Here is a 20146-nt window from a genome sequence, read left to right on the forward strand (position 1 = left end):
TGTTCGCGCTCCTGGATCATCCGATCCATGGCGGCGGTACCGTCGTGTTCCACGCCGCGGGCGCGGGTGACACCGGTGTAGTACAGGATGGGGTGGGTGGTGGTGGTCTTTGCCGCGTGGATGTGAGCGGCGCTGCCCCCCGGGCGGGGGCCCCCCCCCCCCCCCCGCGTGGGCGGGGGGGGGGGGGGGGGGGGCTCCTCCGCCGCCGCAGTAGGTGACCGGCGCGGTTTCCGCGTCGAGGAGACCTGCGGTGGCGAACAGGGTCCGAAGCTCGGCGGTGGGCCGCAGGCTGCCGGTCTGCGGATCGCGGATGCGGTCGATGGGGATGTTGATGCTCGTGGGAATGTGGCCGCGGCGCGCGAAGACCGCGGTCTCACCACGGTAGGCGGCCGGGTCGACGACCGCGACGAGGACGGTGCCGTCGTCATCGATGGCGGCCTGCACCTCGGCGGTGGACCGGAGCAGAGCCGGTCGCCGGCGCGGGGTGAAGGTGGCCGGGGTCGGCGGTATCGGGTTACTCGCAACGTCGCAGCCGGCGGCCCGCCAGGCGGCGAGTCCGCCATCGAGGGTCGAGACGTCGTCGAAGCCCTCCAAGCGCAACTGCCACCAGAAACGGGTGGCCCACATGCCGTCGTGCCGGTCGTAGACGACCACGCGCACTCCGTCGCGGATGCCGAGGGTGCCCGCCGCCGCGGCGAAACGCGCCGAATCCGGAGCGGTGACGGGGTGCTCGGCCGTGGGGTCGGCGAAATCGGTCAGCAGGTCCGCGAAGACCGCGCCCGGGATCTGCGCGGTGGTGTAGGCGTGGCGGCCGGGCTCGAGCGTGAAGGTTCCGTCGTCGTGCACGGTGAACTGGGTGCTCGCGTCGACGACGAGCAGGTCCGGGTCACCCAGATGGTCCCGGAGCCAGGAGACGGACACCGTGGGCGAGATGGCGTGCCCCATGTGGACCTCCGATTGCGCTGGTATGCGGGACATCTCGACGTTAGTGACCGTCATCTGGTGATCGCCAGCGCATCGATCGCCGTGAATGTAATCCTGGCGGATTTGAACCAGCCGTTCTAGTTGGCTTTACGTTCGAGATGACATGGATGAACCCGGTGGTTAGCATCGAGGTATGAAGCACGTTGTTGTCGCGGGTGGTACCGACGGCCTCGGGCGGGCGACGGCCCTCGATCGCCTGGCCAAGGGCGACTCCGTCGTCGTCATCGGACGGAACCCGGCGCGGGGCACAGAGTTTCTGACGGCCGCCGAACGGCTCGGTGCTGGTTCCCGTGCGCACTTCGTCGCCGCCGACCTCAGCTCGATCGCCGCCACCCGCGCGGTGATCGCGGAGGTCCGTGCGCGGGTCACCAGCCTCGACGCGCTCGTGCTGTGCGCGCGGCACTACCGGTCCGAACGACTGGTGACCACGGAGGGATTCGAATACACCTTCGCCCTGTTCTACCTGAGCCGGTTCGTGCTCGGCTACGAGCTGCTCGACCTCCTCTCGGCCGCGCCACGACCACTGATCCTCAACGTGGCGGGCCCCGGCAGCGGAACGAGTGAGATCCGGTGGGGCGACCTGGGTCACGCGAACGGGTACCACGGCCTGCGGGCGTTGTCGCAGGGCGGTCAGCTCAACGATCTGCTCGGGATCGAGTTCGTGCGCCGTGCGCCGGCCCGGGTGCGGTACGTGCTGCTGCACCCCGGTGTGGTCGACACCGGATTGTCCGGTGACTACGACCCCGAGATGGCGGCGAAAGTCGAAGCGATGCGGGAGGGTGCTCAATCAGTGAGGGAGGCGGTCGTCCCGATCCTCGACATCCTGGACGACCCGCCGGCCGCGCCGCTGACCGCGATCGTGCGGGGCAGGCCCCTCGACGTCCGAGGGCCTGCCTTCGACCCCGTCGCGGCGGCCAGGCTGTTCGACGAGACGGCGAGCCTGCTCGCGGACTTCCACCCGCGCCTGCCCGCCGTCGCCGTCGCGACCTGAGTTGGAACCGCGCGCGGAATTCCGCCGAGTCGCACCGGCGCGTCCGTGAGCGCATATGGCGTTGCGCCGCGAATTCGGCGGCGGGTGATTCGGTCTGCGCGTAATCGACGGTGCGAGTATTCGATTCGAGATCATGATCCGCAAGAGATACGATCATGTGAATCGTATGTCGAGCGTCACTGTGAATGTTGCTGTGCCGCTGGTATTTTGACAACAGGGAGGAATTCTTTCGCGGTTGTCGACGGCGTGGCCGTGAAAGCTCGGCTTGCTGCACCAGGGAGACCTCATGACCGATCATCCTGTGCCCTGTTCGGACGGCTTTCCGCCGCCGAGCGTAGTGAACTCTGTGGCGGGACGCCAGGAAATCATGTCGATCGGCACGGCCCGGAATTCCGGATGTGCCGCCAGAACCAGATGTGATCGCACGGAGCGCACGTGGTGTGAACGGCGCGACGCCCGCCTCACCCACACGATCGATTACCTGTCCGGTGTCGATCCCGCCGAGGCCCGCATCCGATTCGGAGACGCCGACACCCTGTGCGGCGGCGTGCAGAGCATGCTGTTCGTGCATTGCGGGATGCTGGATCGCGAAACCATCGTCCGGCGCTCGGAACTGGTGCTCGACAGCGCGGACGGGCAGCCCGACGCGGGCTGCCTGTGGCTGGCCCTGCTGGCACTGGTCTACGCCGACCGCTGCGCCGAGGCCGCCGCCTACTGCACGCGGATGCTGTCGGCGGACCGGCGCGCGTTGTCACCGCGTGTCGTCGAGTCGCTCGTGTTGATCCGCGCCAGGATCGACGCCCAATCCGGCAGGCCGACGGCGGCGATCGAGGCAATGGGCACGCTGGTGCGTCGCGGCGTGTCGCCCTCGCTGCGTGGGATGGCGCTGGCCTGGCTGGTGGAGGCGCTGGTGCAGGTGGGTGACCTGCGCGGCGCCCGGTGTCTGTTCGAGGACCGGATGAGCTCGGTGGAGGCCGTGCCCGACCGCGCGCACGTCCTCGCCGCTCGCGGCGCGTTGCATCGTGCCGAAGGAGACCTCGAACGCAGTCTCGCGGACTACCTGGCCTGCGGAAAGATGCTCACCGCGCGGAATGTCGCCAACCCGGCGATCGTGCCGTGGCGCTCGCGCGCCGCACTGGTCGCCACCGCGCTCGGGCGCTGCGACCTGGCGGCAGCACTGGCCGACGACGAACTCGCGGCCGCCCGTCGGTGGGGTTCACCCGGCGCTGTCGGGCGGGCATTGCACGCCGTCGCCATGGCACGCCGAGACGGCGGTTCGGTCGCCACGCTCGAACGAGCGGTGGAACTGCTCGAGCTTGCCGAGGCGCGGTACGAATTGATGGGTGCCCTCTGCGACCTCGGACAGTTGCACGCGGTGGAAGGCGATGTGGCTCGGTCCCGCTGGGCCGTGGCGGCCGCCACCGAGCTGGCGGTCGCGGCGGGCAGCAGACCGGTGTTGCAGCGTGCGGGATCGGTGCTCGGCACTCTGGACAACCAGCATCGCGAGACCGGGCTGACCAGACAGGAACGCAAGATCGCCGGTTTGGCATTGCGCGGGCTCACCAACAAGGACATCGCCGAAGAACTGTTCCTCACGGTGCGAACGGTCGAGTTCCATCTGTCGAATGTGTATCGCAAGCTCGGTATCCCGGGCCGGCGGCAACTGGCGGGGGTGATGAATTCGCGGGAGTGCGCGTGACATAGTTTCCCGGTGGTGCCATTTCTCGGACGGTAGTCGTGTTTTCACACGACTGCCGTCCTTCGCGTGTTTCCGGGAGACCGAATTCGAAGTCCCGGTGGTGATCCTGTGGTTGCCCCGGGGATAACCTACGGGTCGACCGTAGAGTCTTTCCACGGCCCTTGAACCGCCGCCGAATCCTGTGCGAGATTTCTCGTGATCGGTGAGCAGCGTTGTCGCCGAATAATTCTCGAATTTCGGCGAGAGGAATCGATATGCCTGCCAACCCGTCCCGCGCGGAACTGGTCGAGCGTGCCGCGAAACTGGCGCCGCTGCTGCGTTCGCGAGCCCGGTGGATCGACGAGAACCGCCGCCTGCCCGACGATGTCATCGAGGCGATCGAAGAATCCGGCCTGCTGAACATGCAGGTGCCCGCGCAGTACGGCGGATACGAATCCAGGACTCGCGATTTCGTCGATGTGCTCGCCGAGGTCGCCCGTGGCAACACCTCGGTCGCGTTCTGCCTGTCGATCTACGCCTCGCTGACCTGGATGACGGCGCTGTGGCCCGACGCGGCGCTCGACGAGGTGTTCGCGACGCCGAACGTGCGGATCTCGGGAACCACCGCGCCCACCGGCACGGCGACCAAGGTCGACGGTGGCTGGCTCCTCAACGGTACGTGGCGCTTCAACAGCGGGGTGCTGCACGCGCATTGGAAAGTCACCGTGGCTCTGCCGACCGATGCCGGCGCCGCGCCGGTGCCGATCTTCGCGCTGGTGCCGACGGGCGATCTCCGCCTCGTCGACGACTGGTACACGTCCGGGCTGGAAGGCTCCGGCAGCGTCTCGACGGTGGCCGAAAACGTCTTCGTGCCCGAGCACCGCGTCATCACCGGCGAGGACTTCTATCAGAACCGCTCCAAGTCGGCGGTGAACGCGCTCAAGCCGCAGTACGCGGCACCGGTGCTGGTGCCGGTCACCGCGATTCAGACCGGGCAGCTGGTCGGCGCGGCGCGGGCGGCGCTGTCGGCCTTCGTCGAGCGGCTGCCCGGCAGGCCGATCACCTACACCGACTATCCGAGTCAGCTCGAGGCCCCCGTCACGCATCTGCAGGTGGGCGAGGCCGCGCTGCTGATCGAAGACGCCGAGGCGCGGGCGCGCACCTTCGCCGAGGTGATCGATGCGAAGGCCGAGGCGAACGAGGAGTGGGCCGAGCAGGAGCGAGTCTGGTCGCGGGTGCAGATCGGCTGGGTGGCCCATCAGTCGAAGGCCGCGGTGGAGATCCTGGCCCAAGCCAGCGGCGGCTCCTCGATCCAGCGCGACGTCCCGATCGCGCGGTTGCAGCGCGACATCCACGCGACCTCGCTCCACGCCATGATCACGCCCAGCGTGAACATCGAGCTGTACGGCCGTTCGCTCGTCGGACTGCCGCCCAACACCGTCTACCTGTGACCGTGCCGCAGCGACAGGGAGCCGGAACAATGCGCAAAGTACTCATCGCCAACCGTGGCGAGATCGCCGTCCGCGTCGTGCGCGCGTGCCGCGACGAAGGACTCACCGCTGTCGCGGTCTACGCCGATCCCGACCGCGACGCACCCCACGTCCGGCTGGCCGACGAGGCGTACGCCCTGGGCGGCGACACCCCGGCGACCAGTTATCTCGACCCGGCCAAGTTGCTCCGTGCCGCGGCCGCCGCCGGGGCCGACGCTGTCCACCCGGGATACGGATTCCTCTCCGAGGACGCCGATTTCGCACAGGCCGTGCTCGACGCCGGCCTCACCTGGATCGGCCCGCCGCCGTCGGCGATCCGCGCGCTCGGCGACAAGGTGTCGGCCCGGCACATCGCCGAAGCGGTCGGCGCTCCGCTCGTGCCGGGGACCCGGGATCCGATCGCGGGTGCCGCCGAAGCGGTGGCCTTCGCCGATCGGCACGGTCTGCCGATCGCGATCAAAGCCGCCCACGGTGGTGGTGGTCGTGGGCTCCGGGTGGTGCGCGACCGCGCCGAGATCGCCGAACTGTTCGACGCCGCCGTGCGCGAGGCCACCGCCGCCTTCGGTCGGGGAGAGTGCTTCGTCGAGCGATACCTCGAGCAGCCGCGACATGTGGAAACACAGTGCCTCGCGGACGCTTTCGGTCATGTCGTGGTGGTGTCGACGCGGGACTGCTCGTTGCAGCGCCGCCACCAGAAACTGGTGGAGGAGGCGCCCGCGCCGTTCCTCTCCGAGGCGCAGCGCGCCGAGCTGTACCGCGCGTCCAAGGCGATCCTGGCGCGGGCGGGCTATGTCGGCGCGGGCACCTGCGAGTTCCTGATCGGTCGCGACGGAACGCTGTCGTTCCTCGAGGTGAACACCCGGCTGCAGGTCGAACATCCCGTGAGCGAGGAAGTGACCGGCATCGATCTGGTTCGGGAGATGTTCCGGATCGCCCGCGGCGAAGCGCTCGGCTACGACGACCCGCCCGTGCGCGGACACGCCCTGGAGTTCCGGATCAACGCCGAGGACCCCGGGCGGGGGTTCCTGCCCGCGCCGGGCACGGTGACCGCGTTCGTCGCCCCCTCGGGACCCGGCGTCCGCGTGGACGCCGGGGTCGAGCAGGGGACTGTCATCGGTCCGGCCTGGGATTCGTTGCTGGCCAAGGTGATCGTCACCGGTGCCGACCGTGACCAGGCGGTGGCCAGGTCACGTCGCGTGCTCGCCGAACTCACCGTCGCCGGCCTCCCGACGACACTGCCGTTCCACCGCGCCGTGCTCGACGACCCCGCTTTCACGACCACGCCGTTCACCGTGCACACCCGCTGGATCGAGACCGAGTTCGACAACCGCATCGCGCCGCAGGACCAGGCAGGGGAGACGGCGACGGAACCCGCACGGGAGACGGTCGTCGTGGAGATCAGTGGCAGGCGGGTCGAGGTGTCGCTGCCCGCGCCCGACCGGATCGGCACCGGCGTCGCGCCTCGCCGGAGCGTGCGGGCGGCTCGGGGACCCGGGGCGCGCGGCGCGGTCGCGTCGGACGCGCTGGTCGCGCCGATGCAGGGCACGGTCGTGAAACTCGCTGTGGCAGAAGGTCAATGGGTCGACGCGGGCGAACTCGTCGCCGTGCTCGAGGCCATGAAGATGGAACAGCCGCTCACCGCGCACCGGGCGGGAATCGTGCGCGAACTGAGCGCCACCGTCGGTATGACGGTGAGCTCGGGCACCGCCCTGTGCCGGCTCGACGACTCCGGAAGTCATGCGGCATGAACGGGATTCAGGAGGAAACCATGGACACCGCGGTCATCGTGGCGGGTGCCGGACCGACCGGGCTGACCCTGGCCGGCGAACTACAGCTGGCGGGCGTCGACGTGATCGTCGTCGACCGGTTGCCGGCCCCTACCGGGGAATCCCGCGGCATCGGACTGACGCTGCGCACCACCGAAGTGCTCCACCAGCGCGGTCTGCTGAGCCGCTTCGGCTCGCCCGAGACCGGGTCGGCCGGGCATTTCGGCGGGATCCCCCTCGACCTCTCCGTGCTCGGCGCGCCCCTGGAGGCGCCGCGGACGGTGCCGCAGTCGACGACGGAGCGGGTGCTGGCTGGCTGGGCACGGGAGCTCGGCGCCGAGATCCGCCGCGGGCACGAGGTCGTCGGGCTCGACAGCGACGCCGAGGGCGTCACCGTGCGCTTCGACGGACACGCGCCGCTGCGGGCCGGCTACCTCGTCGGCGCTGACGGGGGCCGCAGCGTGGTCCGCAAGGCGGCCGGGTTCGACTTTCCCGGCAGCCCGGCCACCACCGAACTGTTGCTCGCCGACGTGCGCGGCGTGGAGATCGCGCCGCGGATGATCGGCCAGCAGGTGGCGGGCGGCATGGTGATCAGCGCCAGGCTCCCGGACGGCACGCATCGCGTCATCGTCGGTGAACGTGGTGCCGCACCCCGGCGCCGCAGCGGCCCGCCGGAGTTCGCCGAGGTGGCCGACGTGTGGAAGCGCCTGACCGATGTCGACATCTCGCACGCGGAACCGGTGTGGGTGAGCGCCTTCGGAGACGCCGCACGACTGGTCACCGAATACCGGCGCGGCCGGGTCCTGCTGGCCGGTGACGCCGCGCACGTACACCTGCCCGCGGGCGGACAGGGCATGAACACCGGCATCCAGGACGCGGTGAACCTCGGCTGGAAGCTGGCGGCCGTGGTCCGTGGCACGGCACCGGCCACCCTGCTCGACACCTATCACGCGGAGCGCTACCCGGTGGGCGAGCGGCTACTGGCCAACACCAAGGCACAGAGCCTGTTCCTGCTCGGCGGCGAGGAGGTCGGGCCACTCCGCGACGTGCTGCGCGAACTCGTCGCGTATCCGGAGGTGGAACGCCACCTCGCCGCCCGGGTCACCGGCCTGGACATCCGCTACGACATGGGCGGTGGCTCACATCCGCTGCTGGGCGCACGGCTGCCGCGGCGCGCGCTCGTGCGCGGCGGGCACGACACCGACACGGCCGCGCTGCTGCGGTCCGGTCGCGGTGTCCTGCTCGACCTCACCGACAATCCGGCGCTGCGCCGCCGGGCGCAGCCCTGGATCGACCGCATCGACGTGGTCACCGCCACCCCCACCGAACCCATCGACGCCGCCCGCACCACGGCGGTGCTGGTACGGCCCGACGGCCATGTCGCCTGGGTCGCTCCCGGCAGCAACGACGATCTGCCGACCGCCCTGGACCGCTGGTTCGGGCCGGGTCGGTGAAGACCACAGAGAAGGGTAAGTCAATGTTCAGCACACTGATCGTGGCCCGCATGGACCTCGCGTCCGCGGGCGATGTCGCCGGATTGTTCCGGGACTTCGACACCACCGAGATGCCCCACCGGATGGGAACTCGCCGCCGCCAGCTCTTCCACTACCGCGGCCTGTACTTCCACCTGCAGGACTTCGACACCGACGACGGCGGCACCCGGATCGAGGACGCCAAGACCGACGATCGCTTCGTCCGGATCAGCCAGGACCTGAAGCCGTTCATCGAGGCGTACGACCCGAAGACCTGGCGTTCCCCGGCGGACGCGATGGCGCACCGCTTCTACGACTGGAACGCGCGATGAGCGCCCGGGAACGCCGGGTGGTGATCACCGGGATCGGCGTCACCGCGCCGGGCGGGGTGGGAACCAAGAGCTTCTGGGATCTGATCTCCAACGGCCGCACCGCGACCGGCCGCATCTCGCTGTTCGATCCGGCGCCGTTCCGCTCCCAGGTCGCCGCCGAGATCGACTTCGACCCCGAGTTGCACGGCCTGACCCCGCAGGAGATCCGGCGGATGGACCGGGCGGCGCAGCTGGCGGTGGTCAGTGCCCGCGAGGCGGTCACCGACAGCGGGCTCGAGTTCGACGACATCGATCCGTTCCGGACCGGTGTCACCATCGGCAGCGCGGTCGGCGCGACGATGGGGCTCGACCAGGAATACCGCACCGTCAGCGACGGTGGCCGGCTGGAACTGGTCGACCACGCCTACGCGGTGCCGCACCTCTACAACTATTTCGTCCCCAGCTCGTTCGCGACCGAAGTGGCCTGGGCCGTGGGCGCGCAGGGACCCTCGACGGTGGTCTCCACCGGTTGCACCTCCGGCCTGGACGCGGTCGGTTACGCCGCGGAGGTATTGCGGGAGGGTGGCGCCGACGTGATGATCGCGGGCGCCACGGACGCGCCGATCAGCCCGATCACCGTGGCCTGCTTCGATGCGATCAAGGCGACGACCCCGCGCAACGACGACCCCGAACACGCCTCACGCCCGTTCGACGCCAGTCGCAACGGGTTCGTGCTCGGCGAGGGTGCCGCGGTCTTCGTCCTCGAGGAACTCGAGAGCGCACGCCGGCGTGGCGCCAAGATCTACGCCGAACTGGCCGGCCACGCCACTCGGTCCAACGCGTTCCACATGACGGGTCTGCGCCCGGACGGCAAGGAGATGGCCGAGGCGATCCGCACCGCGCTGGGTCAGGCGCGGATCGACGGCACCGAGGTCGACTACATCAACGCCCACGGTTCCGGCACCAAACAGAACGACCGGCACGAGACCGCCGCGGTCAAGCGCAGCCTGGGCGAGCATGCCTATCGCACGCCGATGAGCTCGATCAAGTCGATGGTCGGGCACTCGCTCGGGGCCATCGGTTCGATCGAGATCGCCGCGTCGGTGCTGGCATTGGTGAACGACGTGGTGCCGCCGACCGCGAACCTGCACAATCCCGATCCCGACTGCGATCTCGATTACGTCCCGCTGACCGCGCGCGACCACAAGGTCGACGTGGTGCTCTCGGTGGGCAGCGGGTTCGGCGGGTTCCAGAGCGCGGTCGTGCTCGCCGATCCGTTCCGGAGCGGGCGATGACAGCGGCGGTGGTGACCGGGCTCGGTGTCGCCGCGCCGACCGGTCTCGGTCTCGAGGAGTACTGGCGCACCACACTGGCCGGGCGCACTGGGATCCGCCGGGTCACCCGATTCGATCCCGCGTCCTATCCGGCCCAATTGGCCGGGGAGATCATCGGATTCGAGGCCGAGGAGCATCTGCCGGGCCGGCTGCTGCCGCAGACCGACCGGATGACCCGGCTGGCGCTGGTGAGCGCCGACTGGGCCTTCGCCGACGCCGGCGTGCGACCCGACGAACTGCCCGACTACACCGCGGGCGTGATCACCGCCAGCAGCTCGGGCGGCTTCGAGTTCGGGCAGAACGAACTCCGCGCGCTGTGGAGCAAAGGCGGCGAGTACGTGAGCGCCTATCAGTCCTTCGCCTGGTTCTACGCGGTCAACAGCGGACAGATCTCCATCCGCAACGGTCTGCGTGGTCCGAGCAGCGTGGTGGTCAGCGATCAGGCGGGCGGCTTGGACGCGGTCGCCCAGGCACGCAGGCAGATCCGGCGCGGCACGGCGCTGGTGGTCACCGGCGCGGTCGACGCCTCGATCTGCCCGTGGGGCTGGGTCGCGCAGCTGGCGGGCGGCGGACTGAGTACCGTCACCGACCCGCAGCGGGCCTACCTCCCGTTCGACGCGCAGGCGGGCGGCTACGTCCCCGGCGAGGGCGGCGCGCTGCTGGTCCTCGAGGATGCCGAACACGCCGAGCGTCGCGACGCACCGAAGATCTACGGTGAGATCGCCGGACACGCCGCGACGGTCGATCCACGCCCCGACGGACCGGGGGAGCCCGGGCTGCGCCGGGCGATCGAGCTCGCGCTGGCCGACGCCGGCCTCACCCCCGCCGAGATCGACGTCGTGTTCGCCGATGCCGCCGGTATCGCCGAGCTGGACCGGATCGAGGCCGACGCTCTCGTCGCGGTGTTCGGTGCGCGTGGCGTGCCGGTCACCGCGCCGAAAACCATGACGGGACGGCTCTATTCGGGAGCCGCGCCGCTCGACCTGGCCGCCGCCTTCCTGTCCATCCGCGACGGCGTGATTCCGCCGACCATCGGCACCGATCTCGCCGCGGAGTACCCGATCGATCTCGTCACCGCGAGCCGGCAGGCCACGGTGCGGACCGCGCTCGTGCTCGCCCGCGGTGCGGGTGGCTTCAACTCCGCCATGGTCGTGCGCGGCCCCGACCACCTCCGCCCCTGAGAAAGGAAAGCCCGTGTCCACATCACCGTTCACCCTCGACGATCTGGCCCGCATCCTGCGTGAAGGCAGCGGCGACAGCCCCGGCCTCGACGGCGATTTCGCCGACCTCGAGTTCGAAGAGCTGGGCTACGAGTCGCTGGCGCTGCTCGAGACCACCGGCCGGATCAAGCGCGAATTCGGCGTGACCCTCGACGACGACGCCGTCGTCGCCGTGACCACGCCGCGTGCCCTCGTCGACCTGGTCAACGAACAGCTGCTCGAAGCGCCACAGGCCAGCTGAGCGCGAAACCGACTGCCCGACAGGAGAACAGACATGACCAACGACGACAGGGTGGCTCTGGTCACCGGCGCCACCAGTGGCATCGGCCTGGCCTCGGCCCGGCAACTGGCCGGACAGGGACACCGGGTGTTCCTGTGCGCCCGCAGCAAGGAAGCCGTCGCCGACACCGTCGCGCAATTGCGCGGCGAGGGCTTCGACGTCGACGGCACCACCGCCGATGTTCGGGCGGCCGAGGACATCTCGGCGTTCGTGCGGGCGGCGGTCGACCGCTACGGCCCGGTGGACGTGCTGGTCAACAACGCGGGCCGTTCCGGCGGCGGCGTCACCGCCGACCTCACCGAGGAACTGTGGTCCGACGTGATCGCCACCAACCTCAACAGCGTGTTCCTGGCCAGCCGCGAGGTGCTGACCACCGGCGGCATGCGAGACAAGAAGCGCGGACGCATCATCAACATCGCCTCGACGGCGGGCAAGCAGGGCGTGGTGCTTGGTGCGCCGTACTCGGCGTCCAAACACGGCGTCGTCGGCTTCACCAAGGCACTCGGCAACGAGCTGGCCCCGACCGGGATCACCGTCAACGCGGTGTGCCCGGGGTATGTGGAAACACCGATGGCACAGCGGGTCCGGTCCGGCTACGCCGCGGCCTACGACACCACCGAGGACGCCATCCTCACCAAGTTCCAGGCCAAGATCCCACTGGGCCGCTACTCCACCCCCGAAGAGGTGGCCGGCCTGGTCGGCTACCTGGCGTCCGATCTGGCCGCCTCCATCACCGCACAGGCGCTCAACGTCTGCGGCGGACTCGGCAACTTCTGAATTCCGGCCGACGAGCACCAGGAGACTCCCATGACGACGCAGACCACACGCGAGGTCGAGCACACGATCACCGTGTCCGCCCCGCCCAGCGAGGTGTACCGGTTGCTGGCCGAGGTGGAGAACTGGCCCCGGCTGTTCCCGCCGTCGGTCTACGTGAGCAGGCTCGAGTACGACGGCAACGAGGAACGCATCCAGATCTGGGCCACCGCGAACGGCGAACCCAAGACCTGGATCTCGCGCCGCCTGCTCGATCCGCAGAATCTGCGGATCACCTTCTGGCAGGAGGTATCCGCGCCGCCGGTGGCGCAGATGAGCGGCACCTGGATCATCGAACCGCACGGCGAGGGCACCGAGTTGCGGCTGTTGCATTCCTACCGGGCGATCGACGACGATCCCGAGGGCCTGGCCTGGATCGACAAGGCGGTCGACGACAACAGCCGCGCCGAGCTGCCCGGGCTCAAGGCCGCGGTGGAGTCGGCGGTGCGTGCCGAGGACCTGACCCTGTCGTTCGTCGACTCGGTCGAGATCGCCGGTGCCGCCGGCGATGTCTACGACTTCGTCAACGAGGCGGACCGGTGGATAGAGCGGCTACCGCACGTGGCCTCGGTGCGGCTGACCGAGAACACCCCGGGCGTCCAGGTGCTGCGGATGGACACCCTGACCAAGGACGGATCCAGCCACACCACCGAATCGGTGCGGATCTGCTTTCCCAAGGACCGGATCGCCTACAAGCAGACCACCCTGCCCGCGCTGATGGCCCTGCACACCGGCTACTGGGAATTCCGGGAGAACCCCGACGGCACGACCACCGCGTCCTCGCAGCACACGGTGATCATCGAGGCGTCCCGGATCACCGAGATACTCGGCCCCGACGCCGGAATACCCGAGGCACGGACCTTCCTGCGCGAAGCCCTCGGCGGCAACAGCCGGGCCACGCTGAACCACGCCAAGAACTATGCCGAAGCCCGACGATGACACCGATGTCCTGATCGTCGGCGCCGGTCCGGTCGGGCTCCTGCTCGCCGGCGACCTGGCCGGCGCGGGCCTGCGCGTGACGGTGGTGGAACAGCTCAGCGCCCCCACCACCGAATCGCGGGCCTCCACCCTGCACGCCCGCACCATGGACGTGCTCGCCGAGCGGGGCGTACTCGAGCTGCTCGGGCCGCTGCCCGACGGCGGTCCGGGACACTTCGGCGGACTGCGGCTGGATCTGACGGAAGCCGATCCGGCACACCGGTTCTCGGGTCAATGGAAATGCCCCCAGGTCCGGCTGGAAGCGGTGTTGCACGCGCGGGCGCTCGACGCCGGTGCGGTGCTCCGGCGCGGGCATCGGGTGACCGCACTGACCGCGCGCGCCGACCATGTCCTGATCGAAACCGTCACCGGCGACGGGATCCGGCACCCCCACCGCGGTGCCTATCTCGTCGGCTGTGACGGGGAACGCAGCACGGTGCGCGACCTGGCCGGATTCGACGCGGCGGGCACAGGTCCGGCACGGGAGATGCTGCGGGCCGACGTGGCCGGAATCGACATCCCGGCCCGCCGGTTCGAACGGCTCCCGCACGGGCTGGCGGTGTCCTCGCGCTGGCCCGACGGCAGCACCAGGGTGATGGTGCACGTCTACGGCGCCGAACCGCGCGGCACCGGCGGTGAACCCAACTTCGCCGAGATCGCCGCTGCCTGGGAACTGGTGACCGGGGAGTCGATCAGCCACGGAACACCGCTGTGGCGCAACGCGTTCGACGACACCAGTCGGCAGGTCACCCGGTACCGGCGCGGCCGGATCCTGCTGGCGGGCGACGCCGCCCATCGTCAGATGCCGGTCGGCGGCCAAGCCCTCAATCTCGGCCTGCAAGACGCCGCCGAGCTGTCGGGCCGGCTGATCGCCCACCACGCCGGCACCGGCGGCGACGCGGAACTCGACGGCTATCACCGCACCCGCCACGCCGTCGGCGCTCGCACCCTGACCAATATCCGCGCCCAGACCCTGCTGCTGCTCGGCGGACCCGACGTCGAACCCGCCCGGCAGCTGTTCGCCGAGCTCCTGCGGCTCGGCGACGTCCGCGCCCATCTCGCCCGCATGATCAGCGGCCTGCCCGGTCCCGGCGACCCGGCCACCGCCCCATCCCCTCCGAAGGAGACCTCCATGAGCCTGACGAACAAGACCGCACTGGTCACCGGATCCAGCCGCGGCATCGGCCGCGCGACCGCCCGGCAGCTCGCCGCCAAGGGCGCGCTCGTCGCCGTGCACTACGCGGGCAACGAGGAGGCCGCGCGCGAGACCGTCGAACTCATCGAAACCGACGGTGGCCGTGCGTTTTCCGTGCGTGCCGAACTGGGTTCACCGGGCGGCGTGCACGAGCTGTTCCTCGGCCTCGAGCAGGGACTCAAGGAACGCACCGGCGAAACCACCCTCGACATCCTGGTCAACAATGCCGGGATCACCACCCCCGCCGGCGTCGCCCCCGAGGACGTGACACCCGAGGACTTCGACCGGCTCTTCGCTGTCAATGTCCGCGCGCCGTTCTTCATCGTCCAGCGCGCCCTCGGCCTGCTGCCCGAAGGCGGCCGGATCATCAACATCTCCTCGGGCCTGACCCGCTTCGCCAGCCCGGACCAGGTGGCGTACTCGATGACCAAGGGCGCGGTGGAACAGATCACGCTGCACTTCGCCCGGCATCTGGCGCCGCGCGGCATCACCGTCAACAGTGTCGCCCCCGGCATCACCAACAACGGCAGCGCCGTGTTCGACATCCCGGAGGCGGTCGAGCAGATGGCGCAGTTCTCGGCGTTCAAACGCGTCGGCGAGGCGGTCGACGTCGCCGATGTCGTCACCTTCCTCGCCACCGACGAGGCCCGGTGGATCACCGGCGCCTTCATCGACGCCACCGGCGGAACGCTACTCGGCTGACCGGACGGCCGAGGCCGATAGACACCAGGAGATCCGATGACGACAGTGCACGAACCCACCGGGTACCTCGACCGGCTCGACGAACTCGACGCCGTCAAACGCGCCGCGCGGCTCGGCCCCGACCCGGCGGCCACCGAACGCCAGCACGCCAAGGGCAAACTCACCGCTCGCGAACGCATCGACCTGCTCCTCGACCCCGGTTCGTTCGTCGAGGTGGAGCCGCTGCGCAGACACCGGGCCACCGGCTTCGGACTGGAAGCCCGCAGGCCGCACACCGACGGCGTGATCACCGGGTGGGGGACCGTCGACACGCGCACGGTCTTCGTCTACGCCAGCGACTTCCGGATCTTCGGTGGCGCGCTCGGTGAGGCGCACGCCCAGAAGATCCACAAGATCATGGACATGGCCGTCACCGCGGGTGCGCCGCTGGTCTCGCTGAACGACGGCGCGGGCGCCCGCATTCAGGAAGGGGTGACGGCGCTGGCCGGCTACGGCGGGATCTTTCGCCGCAACACCAGGGCATCGGGGGTCATCCCGCAGATCAGCGTCATGCTCGGGCCGTGCGCGGGCGGAGCGGCGTACTCGCCCGCTCTCACCGACTTCGTGTTCGTGGTGCGCGACATCGCGCAGATGTTCATCACCGGGCCCGACGTGGTTCGCACGGTGACCGGCGAGCGGGTGACCCACGACGAACTCGGTGGGGCTGACGTCCACGCCTCGGTCTCGGGGGTGGCGCACTTCGTCTACGACGACGAACAGGCGTGCCTGTCCGACGTCCGGGCGCTGCTGTCGATGCTGCCCGCCAACAACCGGGAGCTGCCGCCGGTGGCCTTCACCGCCGATCCCGCCGACCGGCAGACCACCGCACTGACGGAGCTGGTGCCACTGGATGGCAACCGGCCCTACGACATTCGCGATGTCGTGGCCGAAATAGTCGATGACGGCGACTATTTCGAAGTACAGGCCACCTGGGCGACGAACCTGGTGTGCGCGCTGGCCCGGCTCGACGGACAGGTGGTCGGCGTTGTCGCCAGCCAACCGATGAGCCTGGCCGGGGTTCTCGACATCGACGCCAGTGAGAAGGGTGCGCGGTTCGTCCAGTTCTGCGACGCCTTCAACATTCCGCTGCTGACACTGGTCGACGTGCCGGGATTCCTGCCCGGCGTCGGCCAGGAACACGCGGGCATCATCCGGCGCGGCGCGAAACTGCTCTACGCCTACTGCAACGCCACGGTGCCGCGAATCTCGTTGGTACTGCGCAAGTCCTACGGCGGGGCCTACATCGTGATGGACTCGCTGTCGATCGGCACCGATCTCGCGCTGGCGTGGCCGACCAACGAGATCGCCGTCATGGGCGCCGAGGCGGCCGCCGACGTGGTGTTCCGGCGCGAGATCGCCGCGTCCGAGGACCCGGTGGCCACCAGGGATCGCAAAATCGCCGAATATCGCGATGAACTCGTGCACCCGTATTACGCGGCCGAGCGCGGCCTCATCGACGATGTGATCGATCCTCGCGATACCCGTGGGGTCGTGATCCGCGCCTTCGCCATGCTGGCGGGCAAGGACACCGATCTGCCGCGCCGCAAGCACGGGAACCCGCCGCAATGAGCGCCGTGCACTCGACCCCGTTTCTGCGGGTGGAGAAGGGCAGTGCCGATCCCGATGAACTCGCCGCGCTGCTCCTGCTGTTGCTCGCCCGGCGCCACACCGCCCCGCCACCGACCGTCACCAGACCCGTCGCCCGCTGGCGGCGCCTGGAACGCCGACCCGCCTTCACCGACCCCCGCGCGTGGACCGGATCCACACGCTGACGAACGGAACCGATATGGACGTCGGACTGCTCTTCGACCTGCGCAATCCCGCCCAGTGGCAGCGGCCGTGGGCCGACCACTACGCCCGCACCCTCGAGTTCTGTGAGGAGGCCGACCGGCGCGGGGCCGGCGGCGTCTGGTTCACCGAGCACCATCTCTTCGACGACGGCTACCTGCCGCAACCGCTCACCTTCGCGGCCGCGGCGGCGGCGCGAACGAGACGGGTCCGGATCGGCACCGCCGTGGTGCTGCCCGCCCTGCGCAAGCCCGCCCAGCTCGCCGAGGAGGCGGCGCTGGTCGACTTGATCAGCGGCGGCCGCTTGGAACTCGGTCTCGGCGCCGGCTACCGCCTGCCCGAATATCAGCTCTTCGGCACCGATTTCGGCCGCCGGTTCGCGCGCACCGGCGACACCATCGCCGAGATCCAGCGGCTTTGGGCCACCGGCGGGATCACCCCGGGACCGATCCAGGATCCGGTACCGCTGTGGGGTGGCTTCTACGGTCCGCGCGGCGCCCGCCTCGCCGGGCGGCTCGGCATCGGGTTCCTGCACATCTCGCACGCGCTGTATCCGCTGTACCGGGAGGGACTCGTCGAGGGCGGGCACGATCCCGAATCCGCGCGGGTCTCCGATCTGCTGCCGATCCTGCTCGCCGACGATCCCGAGTCCGCGTGGGAACGGGTGGCCCCGCATCTCGCTCACCAGATGAACTCGTATCGACAGCTGTCGGTGGAGGGCACCGACGCGCCGGTGCCACCGGCGCTGGAACTCGACCAGCTGCGGCAGCGACCCGAGGACGGATCCTTCGGTCTGCTCGAAATCCTCACCCCCGAACAGGCCGCCGCACGGATCCACGAGCGTGTGGCCGGACTGCCGGTGCGGCATCTGATCTTCTGGGCCAGCATCGCCGGCATGCCCGACGACCTGGTGACCCGCCACATCGAGCTGGTCAGCGAACAGCTACCGCCCCTGCTGGACAAGCAGTTCCAGCTCGCCTCGCGCAACGGTCATGGCTGAGCCGGCCCCGCCGCGCTGGGACCGGCGCCGCTGGGCGTTGCTGCTGGTGCTGTCGGGCAACATGATCCTCGACGCGATCGAGGGTTCGATCCTGGTGCCCGCGATCGGGCTGATCAGCACCGAGCTGGGCCGCTCGAGCTGGGAAACCCAATGGCTGCTGGCCGGTTTCGCCGGCGGTTTCGCCGCGCTGCTGCTCGCCGGACCCGCCGTCGCGGCCCGGTTCGGCCGCAAGCGGGTCTATCTCGCCGCGATGGCCTTGTTCGCCCTCGCCTCGGTGGTCGGTGGCTGCACCGACGACCTCACGCTGCTCGTCGTGACCCGCGTGATGAAGGGCGCCGCCGCGGCGCTCACCGCACCCGCCGGGCTGGCGGTGATCGCCGCGGAGTTCCCGGCGGGCGCCCAGCAGCGCAGGGCGATCTCGGTGTACGCGGTGTTCGGCGCCGCCGGATTCACCACGGGCCTGGTGCTCTCGGGCGTGCTGGCGGCATGGAGCTGGCACCTGCTGTTCGTGTTTCCCGCGCCGGTCGCGATCGTGCTGCTGATCGCCGCGTGGCGGGTGATCCCGGACGTGCCGGTAGCCGCGCCGCCACGAGTGTCGATTACGTTGGCGCGCAACGGGTCCCTGCTGCGGTCGGCACTCGGGGCGGCCTCGCTCAACGGCGGCTATCTGGCGCTGCTGGTCGTGCTCGCGGTGCAGTTGGACGACGCGCTCGGCTGGGCGCCCTGGCAGATCGCGCTCGGGCTGTTGCCCGCGAGTGTGCCACTGGCGATCTCGGTTCCGTTCGCCGGACGGTATGTCGCGAGGTTCGGCACCGCACCGTTGATCCTCGCCGGGGCGGTGGCGACGCTGGCCGGTCACCTGCTTCTGCTCGCCCGCCCCGACATCCGGAACTACGGCGGCGACGTGCTGCCGGTGCTGCTGCTGATCGAGACCGGATTCGTGCTCTCGTTCGCCGCGCTGAACATGCAGTCCACCGCGACCGTGCCCGCCGAGCTCCGCCCGATCGCCGTACCGCTCTACCAGACCGGGGTCCAGTTCGGAGCCGCGCTGGTGCTGCCGGTGACGATCGGGACGGCGGTCGCCGTCGACGGGTACCGCCCGGCGGCGGCGGTGATCGCGGTCGCGGGCCTGCTCGCGGTGCTCGCGGCGACCGGCGAGTTCCGCGCCACCCGCCGTCTCGGCCGACGCCGTGATGCCCATCGTTCCCTGACAGCAACAGCCGAATCCGAGAGGTCCCTGTCATGACCGCAGACGTCGTCCTCCGCGACCGCCCCGCCGACCTCGTCTCGGGCAGGCGAACCCTGGCGCTGTTCCCCGGCCAGGGCTCCCAGCGGCCCGGCATGGCCGCGTGGATCACCGAATTCCCCACGGCCGCTGCGCTGTTCCGGCAGGCCGACGACATTCTCGGCCTGCCGCTCACCCAGCTGTGCGTCGAGGGCACCGCCGAACAACTGCGGGCCACCGACATCGCCCAGCCCGCGATCGTCGCTACCAGCCTGGCCCTGAGCGCGGTCCGTGCGCAGCAGGGCCTGCAACCCGCCGCCGTCGCGGGCCACAGCCTGGGGGAGTTCACCGCGCTGGCCGTCGCCGGTGTGCTGGACGTGGGCGCGGTGCTGCGCCTGGTCCGCCGTCGCGGTGAACTCATGGCGGAGGTCTCGCACCGCTACGACGGCGCGATGAGTGCGGTCATCGGTCTGGCCGCCGAGCAGGTCGACGCGCTGTGCGCCCAGGTGACCGCCGGAATCGTCGGGGTGGCCAACTACAATCAGCCGACCCAGACCGTCGTCTCGGGCGCCACCGCGGCCGTGGCCGAGCTCGAGGACCTCGCCCGCGCCGCCGGCGCCGCGAAGGTGGTGCGGCTCAAGGTCGCGGGCGCCTTCCATTCGCCGTTGATGGCGGACATCGCCGAGGCGGTGGGGGGGCCGCGCCCCCCCCCCACCCCCCCCCCCCCCCCCCACCCCCAGCGCAGCGCCCCGGTGCGCGCCGGATAATTCCGGTGCACGCGGCCGTCGGCGTCGACCGTTTCCGCTTTGGCCCACCAGCGCACCGCGAGCGCGAATACGGCGGGCACACCGGCGCCGAAGACGAGCGCGGCCAGCACCAC

18 protein-coding genes are annotated in these 20146 nt (G+C 70.1%); 17 read left to right on the forward strand and 1 reads right to left on the reverse strand.

Annotation, left to right across the window (positions count from 1 at the left end; genetic code table 11):
- On the reverse strand, positions 1-945 hold a 945-nt coding region (locus QH270_RS13885; protein WP_432420359.1), incomplete at its 3' end, for a sulfurtransferase.
- Between the two features lie 172 nt (positions 946-1117).
- Between QH270_RS13885 and QH270_RS13890 the strand changes: the two genes are divergently transcribed.
- The 17 genes from QH270_RS13890 (at position 1118) to QH270_RS13970 (ending at position 20033) form a co-directional block, all read left to right on the forward strand.
- On the forward strand, positions 1118-1975 hold the full coding sequence (locus tag QH270_RS13890) for an SDR family NAD(P)-dependent oxidoreductase (protein WP_280341774.1): 858 nt from the start codon (positions 1118-1120) through the stop codon (positions 1973-1975).
- A gap of 367 nt (positions 1976-2342) precedes the next feature.
- On the forward strand, positions 2343-3674 hold the full coding sequence (locus tag QH270_RS13895) for a helix-turn-helix transcriptional regulator (RefSeq protein ID WP_280341777.1): 1332 nt from the start codon (positions 2343-2345) through the stop codon (positions 3672-3674).
- Positions 3675-3928: 254 nt separating this feature from the next.
- Positions 3929-5104, forward strand: coding sequence for an acyl-CoA dehydrogenase family protein (locus tag QH270_RS13900; protein ID WP_280341779.1), 1176 nt, complete (start codon positions 3929-3931; stop codon positions 5102-5104).
- 29 nt (positions 5105-5133) lie between these two features.
- Positions 5134-6891 carry an acetyl/propionyl/methylcrotonyl-CoA carboxylase subunit alpha gene (locus tag QH270_RS13905; protein WP_280341781.1) on the forward strand — a complete coding sequence of 586 codons (1758 nt, stop codon included), beginning with the start codon at positions 5134-5136 and terminating at the stop codon, positions 6889-6891.
- A gap of 20 nt (positions 6892-6911) precedes the next feature.
- On the forward strand, positions 6912-8363 hold the full coding sequence (locus QH270_RS13910; protein WP_280341783.1) for an FAD-dependent monooxygenase: 1452 nt from the start codon (positions 6912-6914) through the stop codon (positions 8361-8363).
- Positions 8364-8386: 23 nt separating this feature from the next.
- Complete coding sequence (locus QH270_RS13915; RefSeq protein WP_280341788.1) at positions 8387-8713, forward strand: TcmI family type II polyketide cyclase; 327 nt, start codon at positions 8387-8389, stop codon at positions 8711-8713.
- Positions 8710-9987 carry a beta-ketoacyl-[acyl-carrier-protein] synthase family protein gene (locus QH270_RS13920; protein WP_280341791.1) on the forward strand — a complete coding sequence of 426 codons (1278 nt, stop codon included), beginning with the start codon at positions 8710-8712 and terminating at the stop codon, positions 9985-9987. Before QH270_RS13915 ends, QH270_RS13920 begins: the two co-directional genes overlap by 4 nt.
- Positions 9984-11207 (forward strand): ketosynthase chain-length factor, encoded by a 1224-nt coding sequence (locus QH270_RS13925; RefSeq protein WP_280341793.1) that lies wholly within the window; start codon positions 9984-9986, stop codon positions 11205-11207. Before QH270_RS13920 ends, QH270_RS13925 begins: the two co-directional genes overlap by 4 nt.
- A gap of 13 nt (positions 11208-11220) precedes the next feature.
- Entirely contained in the window at positions 11221-11487 is a 267-nt protein-coding gene (locus QH270_RS13930; RefSeq protein WP_280341796.1) for an acyl carrier protein, read from the forward strand.
- 33 nt (positions 11488-11520) lie between these two features.
- A complete protein-coding gene (fabG, locus tag QH270_RS13935) occupies positions 11521-12303 on the forward strand; it encodes a 3-oxoacyl-ACP reductase FabG (protein ID WP_280341799.1) in 783 nt (260 codons plus the stop codon).
- A gap of 30 nt (positions 12304-12333) precedes the next feature.
- On the forward strand, positions 12334-13278 hold the full coding sequence (locus tag QH270_RS13940; protein ID WP_280341802.1) for an aromatase/cyclase: 945 nt from the start codon (positions 12334-12336) through the stop codon (positions 13276-13278).
- The gene (locus tag QH270_RS13945; RefSeq protein ID WP_280341804.1) at positions 13259-15214 is read left to right on the forward strand and encodes an SDR family oxidoreductase; all 1956 of its coding nucleotides are present in this window, start codon (positions 13259-13261) and stop codon (positions 15212-15214) included. The genes QH270_RS13940 and QH270_RS13945 overlap by 20 nt, the downstream gene beginning before the upstream one ends.
- Positions 15215-15250: 36 nt before the next feature.
- Positions 15251-16822 (forward strand): acyl-CoA carboxylase subunit beta, encoded by a 1572-nt coding sequence (locus tag QH270_RS13950; protein WP_280341806.1) that lies wholly within the window; start codon positions 15251-15253, stop codon positions 16820-16822.
- Positions 16819-17025, forward strand: coding sequence for an acyl-CoA carboxylase epsilon subunit (locus tag QH270_RS13955; RefSeq protein WP_280341809.1), 207 nt, complete (start codon positions 16819-16821; stop codon positions 17023-17025). Before QH270_RS13950 ends, QH270_RS13955 begins: the two co-directional genes overlap by 4 nt.
- A 14-nt stretch (positions 17026-17039) precedes the next feature.
- The gene (locus QH270_RS13960; protein WP_280341811.1) at positions 17040-18041 is read left to right on the forward strand and encodes an LLM class flavin-dependent oxidoreductase; all 1002 of its coding nucleotides are present in this window, start codon (positions 17040-17042) and stop codon (positions 18039-18041) included.
- Positions 18034-19287, forward strand: coding sequence for an MFS transporter (locus QH270_RS13965; protein ID WP_280341813.1), 1254 nt, complete (start codon positions 18034-18036; stop codon positions 19285-19287). Before QH270_RS13960 ends, QH270_RS13965 begins: the two co-directional genes overlap by 8 nt.
- Positions 19284-20033, forward strand: a complete 750-nt coding sequence (locus QH270_RS13970) for an ACP S-malonyltransferase (RefSeq protein ID WP_280341815.1) — start codon at positions 19284-19286, stop codon at positions 20031-20033. Before QH270_RS13965 ends, QH270_RS13970 begins: the two co-directional genes overlap by 4 nt.
- The last annotated feature ends 113 nt before the right edge of the window (positions 20034-20146 follow it).

This window comes from Nocardia neocaledoniensis (assembly GCF_029868625.1).
In the GTDB taxonomy this organism is placed as follows: domain Bacteria; phylum Actinomycetota; class Actinomycetes; order Mycobacteriales; family Mycobacteriaceae; genus Nocardia; species Nocardia neocaledoniensis_A.

Coding starts and splice junctions, on each gene's coding strand:
- QH270_RS13915 (WP_280341788.1), top strand. CDS start 8,387: ATGTTCAGCACACTGATCGTGGCCCGCATGGACCTCGCGTCCGCGGGC.
- QH270_RS13890 (WP_280341774.1), top strand. CDS start 1,118: ATGAAGCACGTTGTTGTCGCGGGTGGTACCGACGGCCTCGGGCGGGCG.
- fabG (WP_280341799.1), top strand. CDS start 11,521: ATGACCAACGACGACAGGGTGGCTCTGGTCACCGGCGCCACCAGTGGC.
- QH270_RS13960 (WP_280341811.1), top strand. CDS start 17,040: ATGGACGTCGGACTGCTCTTCGACCTGCGCAATCCCGCCCAGTGGCAG.
- QH270_RS13925 (WP_280341793.1), top strand. CDS start 9,984: ATGACAGCGGCGGTGGTGACCGGGCTCGGTGTCGCCGCGCCGACCGGT.
- QH270_RS13950 (WP_280341806.1), top strand. CDS start 15,251: ATGACGACAGTGCACGAACCCACCGGGTACCTCGACCGGCTCGACGAA.
- QH270_RS13955 (WP_280341809.1), top strand. CDS start 16,819: ATGAGCGCCGTGCACTCGACCCCGTTTCTGCGGGTGGAGAAGGGCAGT.
- QH270_RS13910 (WP_280341783.1), top strand. CDS start 6,912: ATGGACACCGCGGTCATCGTGGCGGGTGCCGGACCGACCGGGCTGACC.
- QH270_RS13900 (WP_280341779.1), top strand. CDS start 3,929: ATGCCTGCCAACCCGTCCCGCGCGGAACTGGTCGAGCGTGCCGCGAAA.
- QH270_RS13895 (WP_280341777.1), top strand. CDS start 2,343: ATGTCGATCGGCACGGCCCGGAATTCCGGATGTGCCGCCAGAACCAGA.
- QH270_RS13940 (WP_280341802.1), top strand. CDS start 12,334: ATGACGACGCAGACCACACGCGAGGTCGAGCACACGATCACCGTGTCC.
- QH270_RS13905 (WP_280341781.1), top strand. CDS start 5,134: ATGCGCAAAGTACTCATCGCCAACCGTGGCGAGATCGCCGTCCGCGTC.
- QH270_RS13970 (WP_280341815.1), top strand. CDS start 19,284: ATGACCGCAGACGTCGTCCTCCGCGACCGCCCCGCCGACCTCGTCTCG.
- QH270_RS13920 (WP_280341791.1), top strand. CDS start 8,710: ATGAGCGCCCGGGAACGCCGGGTGGTGATCACCGGGATCGGCGTCACC.
- QH270_RS13945 (WP_280341804.1), top strand. CDS start 13,259: ATGCCGAAGCCCGACGATGACACCGATGTCCTGATCGTCGGCGCCGGT.
- QH270_RS13965 (WP_280341813.1), top strand. CDS start 18,034: ATGGCTGAGCCGGCCCCGCCGCGCTGGGACCGGCGCCGCTGGGCGTTG.